The following is a 17,396-nucleotide window of genomic DNA, read 5'->3' as shown; positions in this document are numbered from 1 at the left end:
GGGTCTCGACAGCGAGCGGCTTATCGAGACCCGCGGGACGTCCTCAGACCAGGGGACGCTTGGTCCGGATACGGAAGCGGACATCCCACAACAAGAGGTTGAACGGGAATTCACGCAGCGGTTTCGGCAGTCGGTTGCTGATGGCGCGGGCGACCTTGTTGTGGGTGTCGAAGACGACGCGTTGCCACGGCTTGAACTCGAGCCCCATCTTGTCGCGGAAGTTCTCGGGCAGGAAGCCGATGGTCAGCAGTTCGAACCACCAGCCGACCAGCACGCTGAACCAGCGCGGCATGAACTCGGCACGGGTGATGCTCATCAGGTGCTCGCGGATGACCGGGTCGATCTCGAAGCTCTCGACGGTCTCGTTCCAGTACTCCTCGAAATCGGCCCGGGTGGCCGGCCACATCTCGCGCGGCACCTGCAGCGTGGTGCCGAGGACCGCCCCGTTCTGATACGCCTCGTCGGTGATGTCCGCGGGATCGCCGTAGATGTGCTGCATGTCCTCCCAGCCCTTGTAGAGGCAGGCCGCCACCCAGAGCTGCAGTGCGGGATCGAAGGCGTTGTACTTCACGGGACTGTCCGCGGTGGAGCGGACCTTGGCGTGCGCCTTGCCTACCGCCTTGCGATACGCCTTGCGATCGGCCGGACTGCCCATCACGGCAACCGCGAGGTAGCTCAGGGTGGTGCGAGTGCGCTTGATGGGGTGCTTGAACAGGTTGCCGCTGTCGACCCGGCTCTCGTACACGCCGTAACCGACCGCGGGCATCGCGAGCTGCATGATCACGTTGGCGGGGCCGGCCAGCGCCGAGATGCCCTTCATCTCGTTCATCCGGGTCGGTAGGGCGTCGAGTTCGCCGCGCGTCATCCGGGCGGCCGGTGGTAGGTATTCGGTATCCGGCGCTGTTGCCGAGTATGCGGTCGGCAGATCGACGTCATCGATGATCGGTTCGGTGCTCACCAGGACTCCCTGAAGTTGCTCGGGACGCATTCTGACAACGCGTGTTTTCTCTTTCATTCAACGATGTCATGGTCGTCGGTGTCAAGATGGACGTGTGGCAAGCACCTCCGAGACCAGGCCGACCGGCTCTTCGAGTACCGGCGGCAGACTGCGTGCGTATGGCGGGGAGGACGGCGGCAGCCGCGTCGCCCGTCGACGAGCCACTCTCATCGACGCCGCGCTCGAGCTGCTCGGCGCCTCCGACGGAGGGTCGGTCACGGTGCGTGGGGTGTGTCGGGAGGCCGGACTCACCACGCGCTACTTCTACGAGAGCTTCGATTCGATCGAGGCACTGGTCAACGCCACGTTCGACGAGGTGATCGCCGAGATCTCCGAGGACGCGCTCGCCGCCTTCGGCGCCGGCGACGACGTCGAGAGCAAGGTGAGTGGTGCCATCGCCACGATCGTCCGCATCATCGACGAGGACCGGCGCAAGGGGCGACTGTTGTTCTCGCAGTCGTTGCTCAGCCCGACGATCGCGGCCAAGCGAATGGAATCGACCGCGCTCTTCGCAGGACTGACTCTGCAATCGGCCTCGGGGTGGTAGAGGTCAGGTCGCATCCGAAGGCCCTGGCCGCGGCGCATTTCCAGGTCGGCGGTCTCGCTCACCTGCTGGCCGCGTGGCTCGACGGCCACCTGGACCTCGACCGGGAGGGAGTGGCGAGAGTGAGCGTCGGGCTGATGATGGCACTCGCCGACGGAGTGGAACGGTTCGGCGCATAGCGGTCGGTCCATGTGTTGCCGCTTCACCGCCATACCCGCAGGGACGCTATGTTGGAACCCATGAGTAGTGGAGCCGGCGAGGCGGAGGTGCGCCCACACTCCATCGGTGAATGGCGAGACTTCGGCGAGGCGGAACTCCCGGTACCGCTGGCGGCGGCGCTGGCCGCGTTCGCCGAGCAGGGCTATCACGGGACGTCGGTGCGGGAGATCGCGTCCCGCGCGAATCTGTCCGTGCCCGGGCTCTATCACCACTACCCGTCGAAACAGTCGTTGCTGCAGGGCCTGCTGGAACGGACCATGACGGACCTGCTGAGCCGGTCGGAAAGGGCCATCTCCGAGGCCGGTGACGAACCCATCGATCAGTTCGACGCGGTGGTCGAGTCGCTCCTGAGGTTCCACATGTATCGGCGAGAGCAGGCGTTCGTCGGGTCCACCGAGATCCGGAGTCTCGACGACAGCTACCGGCAGACCTATATCGGGCATCGGGACCGGCAGCAGCACATGGTCGACGAGGTCGTCTTTGCGGGTGTCGAGGCCGGGGTGTTCTCCACCCGATACCCCAAAGATGCGAGTCGCGCGGTCGCCACGATGTGCGTCGGGGTGTCGACCTGGTTCAAGCTCGACGGCGAACTCGGTGCCGACGAACTCATTGCGCGCAACCTGCAGCTCGCCCGCGCGCTGGTCGGATACCGCGCCGTCGCCGACGCGAACTGATCCGGCCGGCATCGACGCCGGTCCGACTTGACCGGCGTCTTCGCGGCTGGCATCGTGAGGGCGCCGAACGATCGCTCGGTCGGCGGACCTTGAGGAGATGCCATGCCCGTAGACCTGAGCTACGACCCGAATGTCTCGGAGATCGTCGACAAGACGAGCCGATTCGTACGCGACCACGTCTTGCCGATCGAGAACGCCCATGGCGGCGACGTCACCGCGGCCGGCGGGGACGACCTGCGTCGCGAGCTCAACGCGAAGGCCAAGGCCGAGGGGATCTTCGCACCGCACGCGCCGGTCGAGTTCGGTGGGCTCGGTCTCAACATGTCCGACCGCGCACCGGTCTTCGCGGCCGCCGGATACTCGACCTTCGGGCCGGTGGCACTGCACATCGGCGCGCCCGATGAGGGCAACGTCCACATGCTCGCGCACGTCGCCAGCCAGGAGCAGAAGCACAAGTACCTTGCCCCGCTCGCGGCCGGCGACGTCCGCTCGGCATTTGCGATGACCGAACCCTCGCCGGGCGCGGGCTCCGATCCCAATGCCTTGCGCACCAGCGCCGTCAAGGTGGACGGCGGTTGGAAGATCAACGGCGAGAAGCGGTTCATCACCGGCGCCGAGGGTGCGGGGTTCTTCATCATCATGGCGCGCACCGCGGGCGCACCCGGTGACCGCGGCGGCGCGACGATGTTCCTCGCCCCGGCCGACACTGCGGGGATCTCCGTGGACCGGCACATCGTGACCACCGACCGTTCGATGATCGGCGGCCACTGCGAGGTCAGCTTCACCGACGTCTTCGTCCCCGACGAGGACATCCTCGGTGAGGTCGACGAGGGCTACCGCTACGCGCAGGTGCGGTTGGGTCCGGCGCGGATGACCCATGTGATGCGGTGGTTCGGCTCGGCGCAGCGCTGCCACGACGTCGCCGTCGACTACGTGTCGCGACGAGAAGGATTCGGCGGCAAGCTCGGCGACCTCGGCATGATCCAGCAGATGGTCGCCGACAACGAGATCGACCTGGCGGCGAGTAACGCACTGCTGGTGAAGGCTTGTCACGAACTCGATCTGGGCAACCACGCGTCGAACGAGACCTCCATCGCCAAGACCTTTGCCGCGGAGGCATACACCAGGATCGCCGACCGCAGCATCCAGATGTGTGGCGGGATGGGTGTCTCCGACGACCTGCCGCTCGCACGGCTGCAGCGTGAGCTGCGTCCGTTCCGTATCTACGACGGGCCGTCCGAGGTGCACCGATGGGCCATCGCCCGCCGGGCGATCGGCCGGGCACGGAAAGCAGCCCAGTCGGCCGGGTCGGGGGCGAGCCGGTGAGCGAACACCCGGCATTGAATTCTGTTCTGCTTCGGGACTTCCTGGTCGGCCGCGGCGTCGACGTCATCGGGGACCTCCGCGTCGATCTCATCAGCGGCGGCAAGTCGAATCTCACCTTCAGTGTGCGTGACGATGTTTCGCACTGGGTGGTGCGCCGTCCACCGACGAGCGGGCTCACCCCGTCGGCGCACGACATGAACCGCGAATGGGCGGTGACGAGCGCGCTGCAGCAGACCGACGTCCCGGTGGCGCGAACTGTCGCGATCGATTCCGACGGGGAGGTCTTCGGCGCGCCGTTCACGGTGGTGGAGTTTGTCGACGGACCGGTCATCCGTACGTCGACTGACCTGAAAGCATTGTCGGACAGCGATATCGAGCGCAACCTCGACGGGCTCGTCGAGACGTTGGCCCGGCTGCACGAGGTGGACTACCGGGCTGTCGGGCTGGGCGAGTTCGGTCGGCCCGATGGTTTTGTCGCGCGGCAGGTGAAGCTGTGGGCGCGTCAGTGGGGGCACGTGAAGAGCCGCGAGCTCGACGACGTGGACAAGTTGGTCGCCGCGCTCGGTGACCGCGTGCCGACCGAGGCGCGCAACACCATCGTGCACGGTGACTATCGGGTGGACAACACCATCGCCTCGGCCGATGACCCGGGAATTGTTCGCGCGGTGGTGGATTGGGAGTTGTCGACACTCGGCGACCCGCTCACCGACATCGCGCTGATGTGCGTGTACCGTCGCCCTGGCTTCGACCAGGTGGTCGGCTTCGAGGCGGCGTGGACCAGCGATCGCTATCCGTCGGCCGACGACATCGCCGAGCGTTACGCCACGCGGACCGGACGTGACCTGGGTGACTGGGACTTCTACCTGGCACTGGCGAATCTGAAACTCGGTGTGGTCGCGGAAGGTATCGCACACCGGGCACGGGCCGGCGCATCGTCGGACGGCGCGGAAAGCGCCGGTGAGGCAACGGCCGAGTTCATTTCTGCCGGTCTGGAACAGCTGAGGGGGACACGGAATGTCGGATGACAAGGTGGCATTGGTGACCGGGGCGTCCCGGGGGATCGGTGCGGCGATCGCCGAGCGGTTCGCCGCGGACGGTTGGGACCTCACCATCAGTTCGCGTGGGCGAGAGGCGTTGGAGAGCAGGGCCGCCGAGCTCTCGGAGATGGGTGCCGGGCGAGTGGAGGTGATCCCGGCGGACATGACCGACGGGGATGCCGTCGCCGAACTGGCGACGGGGCATGTCGAGGCGTTCGGTAGGTGCGACACGCTGGTGATCAACGCCGGCATGGGACAGAAGGGTGCCGTCGCTGACCTACCGGTGCGTCGTTTCGATCGCCTCTATCAGGTGAATGTCCGTGCGCCGTACATTCTTCTGCAGACGCTGTTGCCGACGTTGCGCGCCACCGCCGAGACCAACGGTGTGGCGAAGGTGATCGCCATCGCGTCGATCACCGGTGTCTACCCCGAGCCGGAGCTGTCGGCGTACGGCTCGACGAAGGCCGCGCTGATCTCGCTGTGCGAGACGTTCAATCTCGAGGAATCCCGTAACGGCGTGAGCGCGACGACCATCGCGCCCGGGTACGTCGACACGGACATGTCGGATTGGCTCAAGGAGCAGATCCCCGGCGACGAGATGATCACCGTCGGTGACGTCGCCACCATCGCGCACTCGGTCACCCAGTTGTCGCGATACGCGGTGTTGCCCAACGTGGTTCTCACGCGCCCGGGGAACAATCTGCACCGGGCGTGACCCTTCGAGACGCTCGCAAGCTCGCTCCTCAGGGATCGGAAAGTCCTCTGCCGCAAGCTCGCTCCTCAGGGATCGGAAGGCCGTGCCCCTGCGAGGAACGAGCGATGCGGCCTGCCTGTTCCCTGAGGAGCGTCGCGAGGAACGAGCGATGCGTCTCGAAGGGTCCGTCAGCGGAACGTCGCTACTCCGCCGTCGCGATCCGCGAGGTGGGCGTGTTCGTTGAACGACACCACCGAGACGCCCGTGCGTCCGACGATCAGCTTCGACACCGAGGCGTTCACCATGGTGCGCGACAGCAGCGGCCAGGTCTGCGCCGGCACGTCCCAGAGCTGGCCCAGCCATTGGGTGATCGAGCCGGCGGAGGCGACCACGACGACGGTCTGTCCCGACCCGGCCAGGGCGACGGCGCGGTCGGCGGCGGCGGAGATACGCGTGCTGAAGTCGCGGTAGGTCTCCCCGCCCGCCTCATGGTGCTGGGCTGTGTCGGCGATCCACGCGGCCAGCCCGGCGTCGAGACGCTGTTGATAGCTGCGGCCGTCGCGATACTCCTCGGCGCTGGCCGAACCGACGAGGGCCGGCAGCGCGTACTCGTTCCAGTCGGGGTCGACCTCCGGAGCCGGGGCAGCGTCGAACGCTTCGAGAACTCCGGCGAGGGTCTGCGACTGCCGTGGGAGATCGCCACTCACCGCCGCCGTCACCTTGTCGGTGAGGCTGGCGAGCAATGCGCCGGTCAGTCGCGCCTGCATGACACCTGTGTCGGTGAGACCGCCTGGCCCGTTGGGCGCAGCATCGTCGGTGCCCTGGATTCCGTACGCATTCGGGTCCGCCTGTCCGTGCCGGACCAGATAGATCACGCCCATGCCTCACACCTTATGGCGTCTGCGGGCCTGGTGTTCGGGCGGCTGCCGATGAGTTCGGCTTGTCCGATCGGTCGATACACCGTGGGATCACGCGATGTCAGGAGTGTCCGAATTGTCGACGATGCTGTTCGTCAATCTTCCCGTGGCCGATGTGGCGCGCTCGCGGGCGTTCTACACCAGCCTGGGTTTCCGCTTCGACGCGATGTTCTGCGATCAGGGCACGGTCTGTATGGAGATCAACGATCACAGCCGAGTGGTTCTCCACACGCGGCAGCGGTTCGCGGGATACGCGGCAGGCGCGGTGGCGGATCCATGCGCAGGACGTGAGTCGCTGGTGGCGGTGTCGGCCTGCTCACGCGCCGACGTCGACCGATGCGCCGATGCGGCGCTGAGACATGGCGGTTGCGCGTTGCGGGAACCCGAGGATCTCGGCTTCATGTACTGTCGCAGCTTCTGCGATCTGGACGGCCACGCGTGGGAGATCGTCTGGATGGACCCCTCGCAGATACCCGCCGACGACTCGGCGACGTAGCGCCTGGGACGAATTCAGTGCAACGAACTCGGCGCGGTGCGGTCGGACGCCTCATACGGCGTGGAGGGTAGCCCGAACCGCGCAAAATCCTCCTCCAGATTGTCGCTGAAGAAGGCCACGACGTAGGAGACCTTTCCGGTGGCGTCGATATCGAGGACCTGGAGATGGAACGGACGGTGCACACCATCGGCCTCGCGCATGTAGAGACCGAAGGCCGGCTGTCCGTTCGCAATGGTCGGCAAGAGGATCTGATCGCCGTCCTTCTCCGCAGGGCAGTTGCGGCGGATGAGTTCGCCGATCGCGATGGCACCCTGATACCAGCCGGTGAACGGCGGCATCTCCCAGATGGCCTTGTCGGTGAACAGGTCCACGATGGCGTCGATGTCGTAGCGCTCGAAGGCCGATACATATTTGGCGAGCAGTTCGCGCTTGGCGTCGTCATCGAGCGTGCTCGGTGAATCCTTCTCGGGCGCGGCATTCTTCAGTTGCTCACGGGCGCGCTGCAGAAGGCTGTTGACGGTCGCCGTGGTGACCCCGATGGTGTCGGCGACCTCCGCGGCCCGCCACTGCAGGACGTCGCGGAGGATCAGGACGGCGCGTTGACGCTCCGGGAGATGTTGCAGGGCTGCGATGAAGGCGAGACGGATCGACTCGCGAGCCCCCACCACGTAGGCGGGGTCGGCGTCATCGCCCGGTGCGATCTCATCGACCGTGCCGGAGAACGGCTCGAGCCAGGGGACCTCATGGTCTTGCAGCAGGCTGTCGGTCGGGTCGAAGGCATCGCCTCCGAGGCCGGACGGGAGCGGCCGCCGCTGTCGGCTTCCCAGAGCGGTGAGACAGGTGTTGGTGGCGATCTTGTGTAACCACGTGCGCACCGACGCGCGCCGATCGAATCTGTCGTAGCCACGCCACGCGCGCAGGTAGGTCTCCTGCATGAGGTCCTCGGCGTCGTGATGCGACCCCATCATGCGGTAGCAGTGCGCCAGGATCTCGCGCCGGAACGGTTCGGCGACCTCAAGGAACTCGGCGTCGGACGCTTGCGGCGCAGTCGTGGTGGACATGTGACCCAGATTACGGGAAGGGTCCGACAAGATCAGCCCTCGAGTCGAGCGTTCGACGGAACCGAAACCGTGCCCGCTGCGTCAGAAGTAGGACCGGCGCGTAGGTGCCGGGCAACCGTGTCGGCCCGGCGGTCGTGAGGGGGATCGCCGGGCCGGCCGGATACGACCCCGCACTGCACGCGCGTCGTCGGCGGCGGGGTCCTCGGCGGTGGGTTCGGATCAGGCTGCGCACAACCGGCGTCGCGCGGTCGGTGCCGACCTATCATCGCCGGTGAACGACCATATTCGTGTGCCGACAGGGACACGGGCGGGCACCTGCGCGAGGTTGCCAGTGTCCATCGTGCGTTGCTAGCTTGATCGACATGACGAGCCGCCAGCCCTACGTCCCAGAGGTCACCTATGTGACGACCGCTCTGGGCTGTCGGCTGCCGTTCGCTCGTGTTCTGTGTTGTCGCCGAATGCGCTGATCTCAGCAATCACCCCCGGGCCGCATGCGCGGCCCACTCATATCCGCTGATCCGAGCGACCGGTCGTGCCGTGGCGCCGATCGGACCCGGATGTGGCACATTCGATGAGGACTCACAGATGACCGCAACGCTCGACCACCACCACACCGCCAATCCGGAACCCGCCCGACCGCAGGCGCCCCGCATCCAGGGACACCGGCTCGCCGCCCGCGTTCCCCGGCCTCCAGCGCAAGGGTCACCGCGGAAGGGAGCGTCTGCCATCCACATCGCCACACCGCAGCTGCAACTGTCGTCGAAACCCGCCGCCCTGGTCCTGCGCGCCGCGCGTCTCTCCGGCCCGGTGTTCCGTGATGACGCCGCCGAGCACACCGGGCTGAGCGTCTCGACCGTGAACCGGCAAGTGGGCGCCCTGCTCAAGGCCGGTTTGATCCGTGAACGCGCGGACCTGGCTCCCGCCGGGGCCATCGGCAGGCCGCGCCTGCCGTTCGAGCTCAACGTGACGGACTTCCTCACGTTGGGTATCCACATCGGTTACAAGGTCACCTCCATCACCACACACGACCTCCTGCATCGGGTGGTCGGCGCCATCCAGATTCCGACGCCTGCGACGGATTCCCCGGAGGAGACACTCACGGCGATCGGGGTGAGTGCCCGACGATTCCTGGGCCGATGGACGGGTCGTCGTGTGCTCTGGGCCGGTGTGGCGCTCGGTGGCCGGGTTGCGCCGGGCGGCCTCGTCGACCATCCGCGCCTGGGCTGGACCGCCGCGCCGGTCGGTCGGATCATCGCCGGGGCGGTCGGCCTGCCGGTGTCGGTCGCGTCGCACGTCGAGGCGATGGCTGCCGCGGAACTCGTCGTCAACCCCGATCAGAAGAAGTCGAGCTTTCTGTACTTCTATGCCCGTGAGATGGTCGGCACCGCGTTCTGCGTCGACGGCACCGTGCACACCCCGACCGCGGGCCCGCCGGTCATCGGACATTTCCCCACCGGACCCACCACGCTCCTCGACCCGGAGAACACCGGGCGACTGGAACCGACGGCCAGCGACACCGGTGTGGTGGATGCGGCGCGCACTCTCGGCCTCTCGGTCGACGACATCGACGGAGTGCACGACCTCGCCCGCGCAGGGGACTCCACCGCGCGTGCCCTGCTCGAAGAACGAGCCGAAGTGCTCGGACGGACCGTCGCGCTGATCGCCGACATCTTCAACCCCGACCACATCGTGCTCGGTGGTCAGGCGTTCACCGACTTCCCGGCCACGCTGCCGACCGTCGCGAAAGCCGTCAAGGCGACCTCGGTGGTCGCCAATCGTGATGTGCGAGTGTCGCATTCGGGGACCACGGTGCAGCAGCAGGCCGCCGGTGCCGTTTCTCTCGACGCGATCTACACCGATCCGCTGGAAGCGCTCGCGTTCACTGCCTGACCGACACCCCACCCCCGCAATCCCCACCCCCGCAATCCCCACTCTGCAGCCGCGACGTTTCCCGGCAGCCGCGACGCCATTTCGGGGTCGCGGCTGCCGGGAACCGTCGCGGCTGCAGGGAGGGGCGGGGAGGGAGGGAGAGGGTGTGTTGGTTGGGTTCAGTCGGAGGTGCGCTTGTTGTAGGCGCGCAGTGCGAACGGTGCGAACACCAGCGTCAACACGACCGCCCAGATCAGGGTGGCCACCTCCGGATGCTGCAGCGGCCACGGCGAACCCGGTCCGGCTGCCGGGCCGTTGCCCCACAGCACACGCATCGACTGGACGAGCGCCGAGATGGGATTCCACTCCGCGATGGCACGCAGCCAGGACGGCATCGGTGCGGTCGGGACAAAGGCATTCGACAGGAATGTGAGCGGGAAGAGGGTGGTGAACATGAAGCCGTTCACCGCCTCCACCGAGCTCAGCCAGGACCCGATCAGGATGCCGAACCAGATCATCCCGAAGCCGAACAGCAGGACGAGGGCGAAGGCGAGGACTGCCTCCGCGAAGGTTCCGTGAATGCGCCAGCCGATTGCGAGCCCGGTGACCGCCATGACGACGATGCCGATCGACGAGTGCAGGAGGCTCGCGATGCTGCGCCCGACCAGAACCGATGATCGGCGGATCGGCAACGATCGGAAGCGATCGATGATCCCCTTCTCCAGGTCGGCGGTGATGCCGGTGGCCACGATGAACGCGGTGAAGACGATCGTCTGGCCCATGATCCCCGGGAGCAGGAACTCCTTGTAGGACACGCCGCCGGTGTTGGTGATCGACGCGCCGAAGACGTAGGCGAACAGCAGCACGAACATGATCGGCTGGATGGTGACGTCGGAGAGCATCTCCGGCATCCGCTTGGTGTGGATCATGTTGCGTTTCACCATGATCCATGACTGCTGCCAGATGGTTGTCTGATGGATCTCGGGTCGCTGGGCGACGGCGGGATCGGAAGTGACGGTGGTGGTCATGCGGTCTGCTCCTCCTCGGAGGCCGTGTCGTCTTCGGCGCGGTGGCCGGTGAGTGACAGGAAGACATCATCGAGACTGGGTCGGGCCAGTCCCAGGTCGTCGACGGCGATACCGCTCTCGTCGAACCATGCGACGACTCGGGTGAGGTCACCGAGGCCCTCGGCCGGTGCGGTCAACCTGCGGGCACCGTGATCGATGAAGACATCGGTGCCGGTCTTGCGGAGGAGTGCCTCCGCTTCGGGGATGTCGTCGGCATCGGAGACGGTCAGCACCAGACTTGCCGCCCCGGCCTGCTGCTTGAGCTCCAGCGACGTGCCGTGCGCGATGATCTTCCCCTTGTCGATCACCACGATGTCGTCGGCGAGCTGGTCGGCCTCCTCGAGGTACTGCGTGGTCAGCAACAGCGTGGTGCCGTCGGCAACCAGGTTGCGCAGCACGTCCCACAGTTCCTGACGGCTGCGGGGGTCGAGGCCGGTGGTCGGTTCGTCGAGGAACAGCACCGGCGGCGCCGCCAGCAGACTGACCGCGAGGTCGAGGCGTCGCCGCATGCCGCCCGAGTAGGACTTGACCTGTTTGTTGCCGGCCTCGGTCAGCGAGAACTGCTCGAGCAGCCGATCGGCTCGACGGTTGAGTTCCTTGCGGCCGATGCCGTACAGGCCACCGATCATCCGAATGTTCTCGCGTCCGGTGAGGATCTCGTCGACAGTGGCGGCCTGACCCGTCAATCCCATACTGCGGCGGACCATCTCGGGTTGAGTTGCGACGTCGTAGCCGGCGATGCTGGCCGAGCCACTCGTCGGCGGCGACAACGTGGTCATCATGCGGACGATGGTGGTCTTGCCTGCTCCGTTGGGGCCGAGCAGGCCGAGCACCGAGCCTTGCGGCACGGTGAAACTGACACCGTCGACGGCGGTGAAATCGCCGAACTTCTTGACCAGGTCGACGGCCTCGATGGCGACATCAGGCGTCGCCTGTCGGTCACGCGAGGCTACGGCGGGGGCGGTGGGTGAGCTCATGTTTCTCCACATTACGGTGCAAATCGGACATCCAGCGACCTATTTTTCGGCCCTCCGCGACGCTGCGTGAAGGGCACCAGGGCAGACCACGGAGACGATCGGAACTCATCGGCACATCGCGGGTGCTCGGTGTCAACGCTAAGAGTTCAGGTGGACATGAAGTCAACGATAACGGGACTGGTTCCGCAGATGCGTGGCCAAGGGCACTGCTGGGGCGCATATGCGGATACGCTGATGAAATGAATGTCATTCGAGTGCGTGATGCCGCCATGTTGCTGGGCGTCAGCGACGACACCGTACGACGGTGGATCGCCGCAGGCGAACTGACGGCGTCCACCGGCGATCGTGAGGTCACCGCGGTCGACGGAGCCGAACTGGCCGCGCTCGCCCGCAGGCGGGCCGCGACGCCGCCGGACGACGACGGGGTCCTGCGGTCGGCGCGCAATCGGTTCGCCGGCCTCGTCACCGCGGTGTCGATCGACGGGGTGATGGCGCAGGTGACGATGCAGTGCGGCCCATTCGAAGTGACCTCGCTGATGAGCGCCGACGCGGCACGCGAACTGCAGTTGGCTCCGGGATCGGTCGCCACCGCGGTGGTGAAGGCCACCACCGTGATCGTCGAGACGAAACGAGCCGGACAGTGAGGAAGATCCTGGCCGCCGCGTCGGTGGTCGTGTCGGTGGTGGTGGCATCCGGTTGCTCGTCGTCGGATGACGCCGCGTCGTCCGGCCCGTCCCCGACGACGCTGAACGTTTCTGCCGCAGCGTCATTGAAGAAGACGTTCACCGCGATCGCCGACGAATTCGAGAAGCAGCATCCGGGCACCACGGTGTCGCTGTCCTTCGACGGCTCGTCGACCCTGGCGAACCAGATCAAGCAGGGCGCCCCCGCCGACGTCTTCGCCAGCGCGGACCAGAAGAACATGGAGAAACTGGGCGAGGAGGCGGTCGACCCGAAGACCTTTGCCACCAACACCTTGGTGATCGTGACGGCGCCGGGTAATCCAAAGGGCATCACGTCCTTCGCCGACCTCGACAAGCCGGGCGTGACCACCGTCGTATGCCAGGCGGCGCAGCCGTGCGGCAGCGCGACCGCCACCGTGGAACGCGACACCGGCGTCACCATCGACGCGGCCTCCGAGGAGCAATCGGTCAGCGCGGTGCTCACCAAGGTGACGTCGGGACAGGCAGACGCCGGCCTGGTGTACGTGACCGACGCCAAGGGAGCGGGCGACAAGGTCGCGACCGTGACGGACCCGGCTTTTGCGTCGGTGGTCAACTCGTACCCGATCGCCACGGTCCGGGACGCTGCGAACGAGGGCGTCGCCGAGGAGTTCGTCGATGCAGTGCTGAGCCCGGCCGGCCGGCAGATCTTCCGGCAAGCGGGATTCGGAAAGCCTTGATCCGCAGACCAGCCATCCCCGCCGGGCTACCCGCCTGGCTGTATCTTCCGGCGGCCCTCGGCATCACGCTGATCGTGCTGCCCCCCATCGCGCTGCTGGCGCAGACACCGTGGGACACCTTCCTCGATCAGGTCGGCTCCCAATCGTCGCGGCAGGCACTGTGGTTGTCGCTGCGGACAGCGGCGATCAGCACGCTGTTGTGTGTCGCGCTCGGCGTGCCGATGGCGGTGGTGTTCGCGCGCCACGACGGTGCCGTCACCCGGTTGTTGAGATCACTGGTCCTGCTGCCGCTGGTGTTGCCGCCAGTGGTCGGCGGCATCGCCTTGCTCTACACCTTCGGCCGGTTCGGTCTCGTCGGAGAGCATCTGCGCGCCATCGGCATCGACATCGCGTTCACATCGGCAGCGGTGGTCCTGGCGCAGACCTTTGTGGCGCTGCCGTTCCTGGTCATCAGCGTCGAAGGCGCGTTGCGGGTTGCCGGGACGAGGTATGAGGAGGTGGCCGCGACTCTCGGGGCCGGTCCCTCGCGAACCCTTTGGCGGGTGACCCTGCCGCTCGTCGTACCGTCGCTGTTGGCTGGGGTGGTACTGGCATTCGCCAGGGCCATGGGGGAATTCGGCGCGACGATCACCTTCGCGGGCAATGCGCCGGGCATCACCCAGACCGCGCCGCTCGCGATCTACGTCGCGGAGATCGACGACCCGCAGGCCGCGATACCGTTGTCGCTGGTGCTGGTGGTCGTCTCATTGATCGTCGTGGTCGCGGTACACACCCGACGTCGCCGGTCGGTCCAGGAGGCGCTGTGAGCTCCGGGCCCCTGGAGAGGGCATTGCAGGTCGACATCGCGAATACGCTCCCGCCCTTGCACATCGAGCACACCTTTGCATTTGGCAGCACCACTGCGGTGGTCGGACCCAACGGTGCGGGCAAGACCACCCTCCTGCGCGTGGTCGCCGGACTGATCCGCGGGGGCGAGTCGCGGGTCACCCTGGATGGCGATCTGTTGGCCGGTGGACACACCTTTGTCCCGGCACATCGGCGGGGCGTGGCATTGCTGTCCCAGGAGGCACGCCTGTTCCCGCATCTGACCGTGCGGGGAAACGTCGCGTTCGCACCGGCCGCGCAGCGCCTCGGCCGATCCGAGGTCGCCGCCCGCGTGCAACGGTGGCTCGAGGCCGTCGAAGTCGCCGATCTCGCCGATCGCAGGCCTGCCGAACTCTCTGGAGGCCAGGCCCAGCGTGTGGCCATCGCGCGCGCATTGGCCGCACAACCGCGGATTCTGTTGCTGGACGAGCCCTTCCGGGCCCTCGACGTCGAGGTGGCAGGCCGGCTGCGGGCATTGCTCCGAGACCTCCTCCTCGACCGGACGCGGACGACGATCATGGTGACCCATGACGTCGTCGACGTGGTGACGCTGGCCGACTCCGCGATGGTCGTCGATGACGGGCGCATCGTCGACAGCGGGCCGGTAGGCCGGGTGCTGGCCAGTCCTGCCAACGCTTTTGCTGCGCGTCTGGCCGGGCTCAATCTCGTGTCCGGTCTCTGGGACGGATCGACCGTCGTATCCGGCGCGGTCGCGGTCGCGGGAACCGTCGCCGAGCCAGTGCACACCGGAGGACACGTGACCGCGGTGTTCGCGCCGGATGCGGTCGCGGTGTTCCGGGCGCCGCCGTCGGATGCGAGTTTCCGCAACGTGTTCGAGATATCGGTCGGCCAGGTGGTCCCACACGGCGACCGAATGCTGGTGCGCGGCACCGTGGACGGACATGTGCTGGCGGCCGAGATCACCGCCGCGGCCGTGACCGAACTGTCGCTCGTCGTCGGTGCGCAGGTCTGTTTTGCGGTCAAGGCGAGCGCGGTGCGCATCTACTGACCGCCGTTGCTCAGGTGTCGTCGAGGTGCCGATTGGTCTCCAGGGCGCGGGCTTTCAGGCGTTTGTAACCGCGCACGCTCAGCGTCGGCACCGACTTCAGGTAGAACCGGTCATCATCACTGAGACTTTCGCCCATCATCTCGTCGACGAGTGTCGTTCCGGGCCGAGCGGATCCGGCCAGGCGGGCGGCGATGTTGACCGGTTCGCCGAACACGTCACCGAGGCGGCTCAACACCCGACCACGGGCCAGGCCTGCGCGCAGTTGCGGGATGCGTTCGGTCTCGGACAGGCCATGGAGCGCCACCGTGGTCGCGGCCGCGGCCCCCGGGTCGTTGAATGTGAACATCACCGCGTCGCCGAGTGTCTTGACGACGTGTCCGCCGTTCGCCGCGACGATCTCGAAGGTGTCCTCCTCGAAGGATTCGAGCAGTTTCTCCAGTTCGTCGAGGGCGATACGACGGGAGAGGCTGGTGTACCCGACGATGTCGGCGAAGCCGACCACCAGATCGAGTCGCTCGTCGGTCTCGCGCTCGACGCCGTGCTCGAGAGCGATGGCGAGGTGTCGCCGCCAGATCAATTGCTGGATCTGCCCGAGCGCGCCGCTCATCTGGTCGAGCGACCACGGTACCTCCGGGTTGCGATCGAGTTCCCGCAGCTGATCTGCCTGCCACTCCGCGAGTCGCGACATGGTCTGGCCGATGGCGCGGGCGGTCGCGACCTGCGCTTCTTCCGGCATCGTCGACTCGGAGTCGGCGAACAGGCGCAACGCCGCGACGTCGGCATCGGTGAAGATCTTGTCGGGTGTCGATCGCCGGGCGAATCCGAAAGCGTTCCAGACCTTTTCCGCGTACTCGGGGGTCAGGCCGAGCTCGGCGATCAGCTCGTCACGGGTGTAGCGGGCAGCGTCGCCCCCGTCTGCTCTGCTCACGGTTCTCAGCATAGTGAAGGGGTGGGTGCCGTGGTCTCGATACGGCACTCGCGCGCTCGTGCCAACTCGAGGGGCGAATGGCTGTCGATCGTTTGCCGCGACCACCCTCAGACGTCGAGTACGCCTTTCATCAGGTACGCCATCTGCGCACCGAATTCCGGCCGCTTGACACCGCGACGCATCCGAATCGCGTCGTTGACCACCGACAGGGCGGCGCGGACGTCCACAGCGGCACGTTCGCGGGGGAGGTCTGGCTGCGCTTCCATCAGGAGGTCCACCCAGCGCGCCACGTAGTGGCGCTGGAGGTCGACGAGATCATGCGCGGTGGGTTGACCCGCCAGTGCATAGGAATTGTTGAACGACACCGACAGGTCTGGTGTCGACGTGATCACGTTGACGTACGAATCGACCAGCATGGCAATCAGTTTGGCGGGATCGGCGGTGGACGCGTAGGCGGCCACGACACCCGCTTCGAGGCGGGTGGCGCTGCGCTGGCCGATGCCGGCGAGGATCGCCATCTTCGAGCTGAAGTGTTTGTAGACGCTGGGGCCGGTGATCCCGACGGCGGCACCGATGTCGTCGACTCCGACGCCGCTGTACCCGCGCTCGGCGAACATCGCTGCGGCTGCGTCGAGGATCTCGTCCCGTCGCGTGGGCACGCCGGCACCGGGAGGCGGCAGCGGAGGCAATGGCGGGGCAGTCGCCGGTCGCAGGGCGATCACCCGCCGCACCAGCAGTTCGACTTCCTCGAGTGCGCGTGTCGTCGACATCCGCGTGTTGTGCACCGACATGCTGCCCGCGACGCTCAGGGCCGCCCAGGCAAGGGTGACGGCTTCTCGCTCGGAGAGGTCGGTGCCCTGGGCGAGGGCACCCGCCCAGCGATGCAGGATCGCCCGGGTACGCAGCACCACCTCCCGGTTCTGGTCGTCGGTGAGGTGCTGGCTGGCCCACCGCCACAACGACGTCGATTGCGGACGCCGCACACCGAGGGTGCAGACCGCTGCGATCAGATCAGCGACCTGGGCGTCGTCGTCTGCCAGCGCCCGTCCCGTGCAGGCCTCCAGATCGTCGACCCCGGCCAGCACCGCCGCCGCCAGCAACGCCTGCTTGTCGTCGAAGTGCCGATAGACCGAGGGCGCGGTGACCCCGGCCGCGCGGGCGATGTCCGCCAGCGAGACCTGCGTGTACCCACGCTCGGCGAACAGCGCCGCCGCATGCTGGACGAGCTGTCCCTTGCGGTCGGCCGGCCGGGTGCGCCGGGTCGGTTTCTCGGTAGCCATGGTTAATCGACCATAGCGCATTCTTTGCGGCGCGA

17 protein-coding genes and 1 pseudogene are annotated in these 17,396 nt (G+C 66.9%); 11 read left to right on the top strand and 7 right to left on the bottom strand.

The window, feature by feature from the left end:
* Positions 1 to 43: 43 nt before the first annotated feature.
* Positions 44 to 865, bottom strand: coding sequence for an oxygenase MpaB family protein (locus GTV32_RS13265; protein WP_237421838.1), 822 nt, complete (start codon positions 863 to 865; stop codon positions 44 to 46).
* 187 nt (positions 866 to 1,052) lie between these two features.
* On the opposite strand from GTV32_RS13265, the pseudogene GTV32_RS13260 reads away from it, so the two are divergent.
* The 5 genes and pseudogenes from GTV32_RS13260 (at position 1,053) to GTV32_RS13240 (ending at position 5,512) form a co-directional block, all read left to right on the top strand.
* Positions 1,053 to 1,720: pseudogene (locus GTV32_RS13260) on the top strand (TetR/AcrR family transcriptional regulator).
* 60 nt (positions 1,721 to 1,780) lie between these two features.
* On the top strand, positions 1,781 to 2,434 hold the full coding sequence (locus GTV32_RS13255) for a TetR/AcrR family transcriptional regulator (protein ID WP_202421789.1): 654 nt from the start codon (positions 1,781 to 1,783) through the stop codon (positions 2,432 to 2,434).
* A 102-nt stretch (positions 2,435 to 2,536) separates the two neighbouring features.
* Positions 2,537 to 3,760, top strand: a complete 1,224-nt coding sequence (locus GTV32_RS13250) for an acyl-CoA dehydrogenase family protein (protein WP_161060715.1) — start codon at positions 2,537 to 2,539, stop codon at positions 3,758 to 3,760.
* Entirely contained in the window at positions 3,757 to 4,785 is a 1,029-nt protein-coding gene (locus tag GTV32_RS13245) for a phosphotransferase family protein (protein WP_343287317.1), read from the top strand. The genes GTV32_RS13250 and GTV32_RS13245 overlap by 4 nt, the downstream gene beginning before the upstream one ends.
* On the top strand, positions 4,775 to 5,512 hold the full coding sequence (locus tag GTV32_RS13240) for an SDR family oxidoreductase (protein ID WP_161060713.1): 738 nt from the start codon (positions 4,775 to 4,777) through the stop codon (positions 5,510 to 5,512). Before GTV32_RS13245 ends, GTV32_RS13240 begins: the two co-directional genes overlap by 11 nt.
* Before the next feature lie 167 nt (positions 5,513 to 5,679).
* On the opposite strand, the gene GTV32_RS13235 is transcribed toward GTV32_RS13240, so the two are convergent.
* Positions 5,680 to 6,372 (bottom strand): histidine phosphatase family protein, encoded by a 693-nt coding sequence (locus GTV32_RS13235; RefSeq protein ID WP_161060712.1) that lies wholly within the window; start codon positions 6,370 to 6,372, stop codon positions 5,680 to 5,682.
* Positions 6,373 to 6,484: 112 nt separating this feature from the next.
* Between GTV32_RS13235 and GTV32_RS13230 the strand changes: the two genes are divergently transcribed.
* Positions 6,485 to 6,904: a VOC family protein gene (locus GTV32_RS13230; RefSeq protein ID WP_161062512.1), complete on the top strand. Its 420-nt coding sequence runs from the start codon at positions 6,485 to 6,487 to the stop codon at positions 6,902 to 6,904.
* 14 nt (positions 6,905 to 6,918) lie between these two features.
* On the opposite strand, the gene GTV32_RS13225 is transcribed toward GTV32_RS13230, so the two are convergent.
* Positions 6,919 to 7,965: a sigma-70 family RNA polymerase sigma factor gene (locus GTV32_RS13225; RefSeq protein WP_161060711.1), complete on the bottom strand. Its 1,047-nt coding sequence runs from the start codon at positions 7,963 to 7,965 to the stop codon at positions 6,919 to 6,921.
* A gap of 585 nt (positions 7,966 to 8,550) precedes the next feature.
* Between GTV32_RS13225 and GTV32_RS13220 the strand changes: the two genes are divergently transcribed.
* Positions 8,551 to 9,855 carry an ROK family transcriptional regulator gene (locus GTV32_RS13220; protein ID WP_161060710.1) on the top strand — a complete coding sequence of 435 codons (1,305 nt, stop codon included), beginning with the start codon at positions 8,551 to 8,553 and terminating at the stop codon, positions 9,853 to 9,855.
* Positions 9,856 to 10,013: 158 nt separating this feature from the next.
* Here the strand turns inward: GTV32_RS13220 and GTV32_RS13215 are convergent, their stop codons facing one another.
* Complete coding sequence (locus GTV32_RS13215; RefSeq protein ID WP_161060709.1) at positions 10,014 to 10,862, bottom strand: ABC transporter permease; 849 nt, start codon at positions 10,860 to 10,862, stop codon at positions 10,014 to 10,016.
* Complete coding sequence (locus GTV32_RS13210) at positions 10,859 to 11,878, bottom strand: ATP-binding cassette domain-containing protein (protein ID WP_161060708.1); 1,020 nt, start codon at positions 11,876 to 11,878, stop codon at positions 10,859 to 10,861. Before GTV32_RS13210 ends, GTV32_RS13215 begins: the two co-directional genes overlap by 4 nt.
* Before the next feature lie 239 nt (positions 11,879 to 12,117).
* Here GTV32_RS13210 and GTV32_RS13205 point away from each other — a divergent pair, with 239 nt between their 5' ends.
* The 4 genes from GTV32_RS13205 to GTV32_RS13190 are packed head-to-tail and all read left to right on the top strand — an operon-like array spanning position 12,118 to position 15,153.
* Positions 12,118 to 12,522 carry a TOBE domain-containing protein gene (locus GTV32_RS13205; RefSeq protein WP_161060707.1) on the top strand — a complete coding sequence of 135 codons (405 nt, stop codon included), beginning with the start codon at positions 12,118 to 12,120 and terminating at the stop codon, positions 12,520 to 12,522.
* On the top strand, positions 12,519 to 13,280 hold the full coding sequence (gene modA, locus GTV32_RS13200) for a molybdate ABC transporter substrate-binding protein (RefSeq protein ID WP_161060706.1): 762 nt from the start codon (positions 12,519 to 12,521) through the stop codon (positions 13,278 to 13,280). Before GTV32_RS13205 ends, modA begins: the two co-directional genes overlap by 4 nt.
* Entirely contained in the window at positions 13,277 to 14,086 is an 810-nt protein-coding gene (locus tag GTV32_RS13195) for an ABC transporter permease (protein WP_161060705.1), read from the top strand. Before modA ends, GTV32_RS13195 begins: the two co-directional genes overlap by 4 nt.
* Positions 14,083 to 15,153: an ATP-binding cassette domain-containing protein gene (locus GTV32_RS13190; RefSeq protein ID WP_343287316.1), complete on the top strand. Its 1,071-nt coding sequence runs from the start codon at positions 14,083 to 14,085 to the stop codon at positions 15,151 to 15,153. The genes GTV32_RS13195 and GTV32_RS13190 overlap by 4 nt, the downstream gene beginning before the upstream one ends.
* Positions 15,154 to 15,163: 10 nt before the next feature.
* Here the strand turns inward: GTV32_RS13190 and GTV32_RS13185 are convergent, their stop codons facing one another.
* Positions 15,164 to 16,081 (bottom strand): adenylate/guanylate cyclase domain-containing protein, encoded by a 918-nt coding sequence (locus tag GTV32_RS13185; protein ID WP_343287315.1) that lies wholly within the window; start codon positions 16,079 to 16,081, stop codon positions 15,164 to 15,166.
* A 107-nt stretch (positions 16,082 to 16,188) separates the two neighbouring features.
* A complete protein-coding gene (locus GTV32_RS13180) occupies positions 16,189 to 17,361 on the bottom strand; it encodes a TetR/AcrR family transcriptional regulator (protein WP_161060703.1) in 1,173 nt (390 codons plus the stop codon).
* Between the last annotated feature and the right edge of the window lie 35 nt (positions 17,362 to 17,396).

This window comes from Gordonia sp. SID5947 (genome assembly GCF_009862785.1).
GTDB lineage: Bacteria > Actinomycetota > Actinomycetes > Mycobacteriales > Mycobacteriaceae > Gordonia.
The sequence above is the reverse complement of the archived record's forward strand: the minus strand, read 5'-3'. Positions and strand labels throughout refer to the sequence as shown.

Excerpts from the sequence above, each read along its gene's own strand:
- GTV32_RS13265 (WP_237421838.1), bottom strand. The coding sequence starts at position 865 with ATGACGCGCGGCGAACTCGACGCCCTACCGACCCGGATGAACGAGATG.
- GTV32_RS13255 (WP_202421789.1), top strand. The coding sequence starts at position 1,781 with ATGAGTAGTGGAGCCGGCGAGGCGGAGGTGCGCCCACACTCCATCGGT.
- GTV32_RS13250 (WP_161060715.1), top strand. The coding sequence starts at position 2,537 with ATGCCCGTAGACCTGAGCTACGACCCGAATGTCTCGGAGATCGTCGAC.
- GTV32_RS13240 (WP_161060713.1), top strand. The coding sequence starts at position 4,775 with ATGTCGGATGACAAGGTGGCATTGGTGACCGGGGCGTCCCGGGGGATC.
- GTV32_RS13235 (WP_161060712.1), bottom strand. The coding sequence starts at position 6,372 with ATGGGCGTGATCTATCTGGTCCGGCACGGACAGGCGGACCCGAATGCG.
- GTV32_RS13225 (WP_161060711.1), bottom strand. The coding sequence starts at position 7,965 with ATGTCCACCACGACTGCGCCGCAAGCGTCCGACGCCGAGTTCCTTGAG.
- GTV32_RS13220 (WP_161060710.1), top strand. The coding sequence starts at position 8,551 with ATGACCGCAACGCTCGACCACCACCACACCGCCAATCCGGAACCCGCC.
- GTV32_RS13215 (WP_161060709.1), bottom strand. The coding sequence starts at position 10,862 with ATGACCACCACCGTCACTTCCGATCCCGCCGTCGCCCAGCGACCCGAG.
- GTV32_RS13210 (WP_161060708.1), bottom strand. The coding sequence starts at position 11,878 with ATGAGCTCACCCACCGCCCCCGCCGTAGCCTCGCGTGACCGACAGGCG.
- GTV32_RS13205 (WP_161060707.1), top strand. The coding sequence starts at position 12,118 with ATGAATGTCATTCGAGTGCGTGATGCCGCCATGTTGCTGGGCGTCAGC.
- GTV32_RS13180 (WP_161060703.1), bottom strand. The coding sequence starts at position 17,361 with ATGGCTACCGAGAAACCGACCCGGCGCACCCGGCCGGCCGACCGCAAG.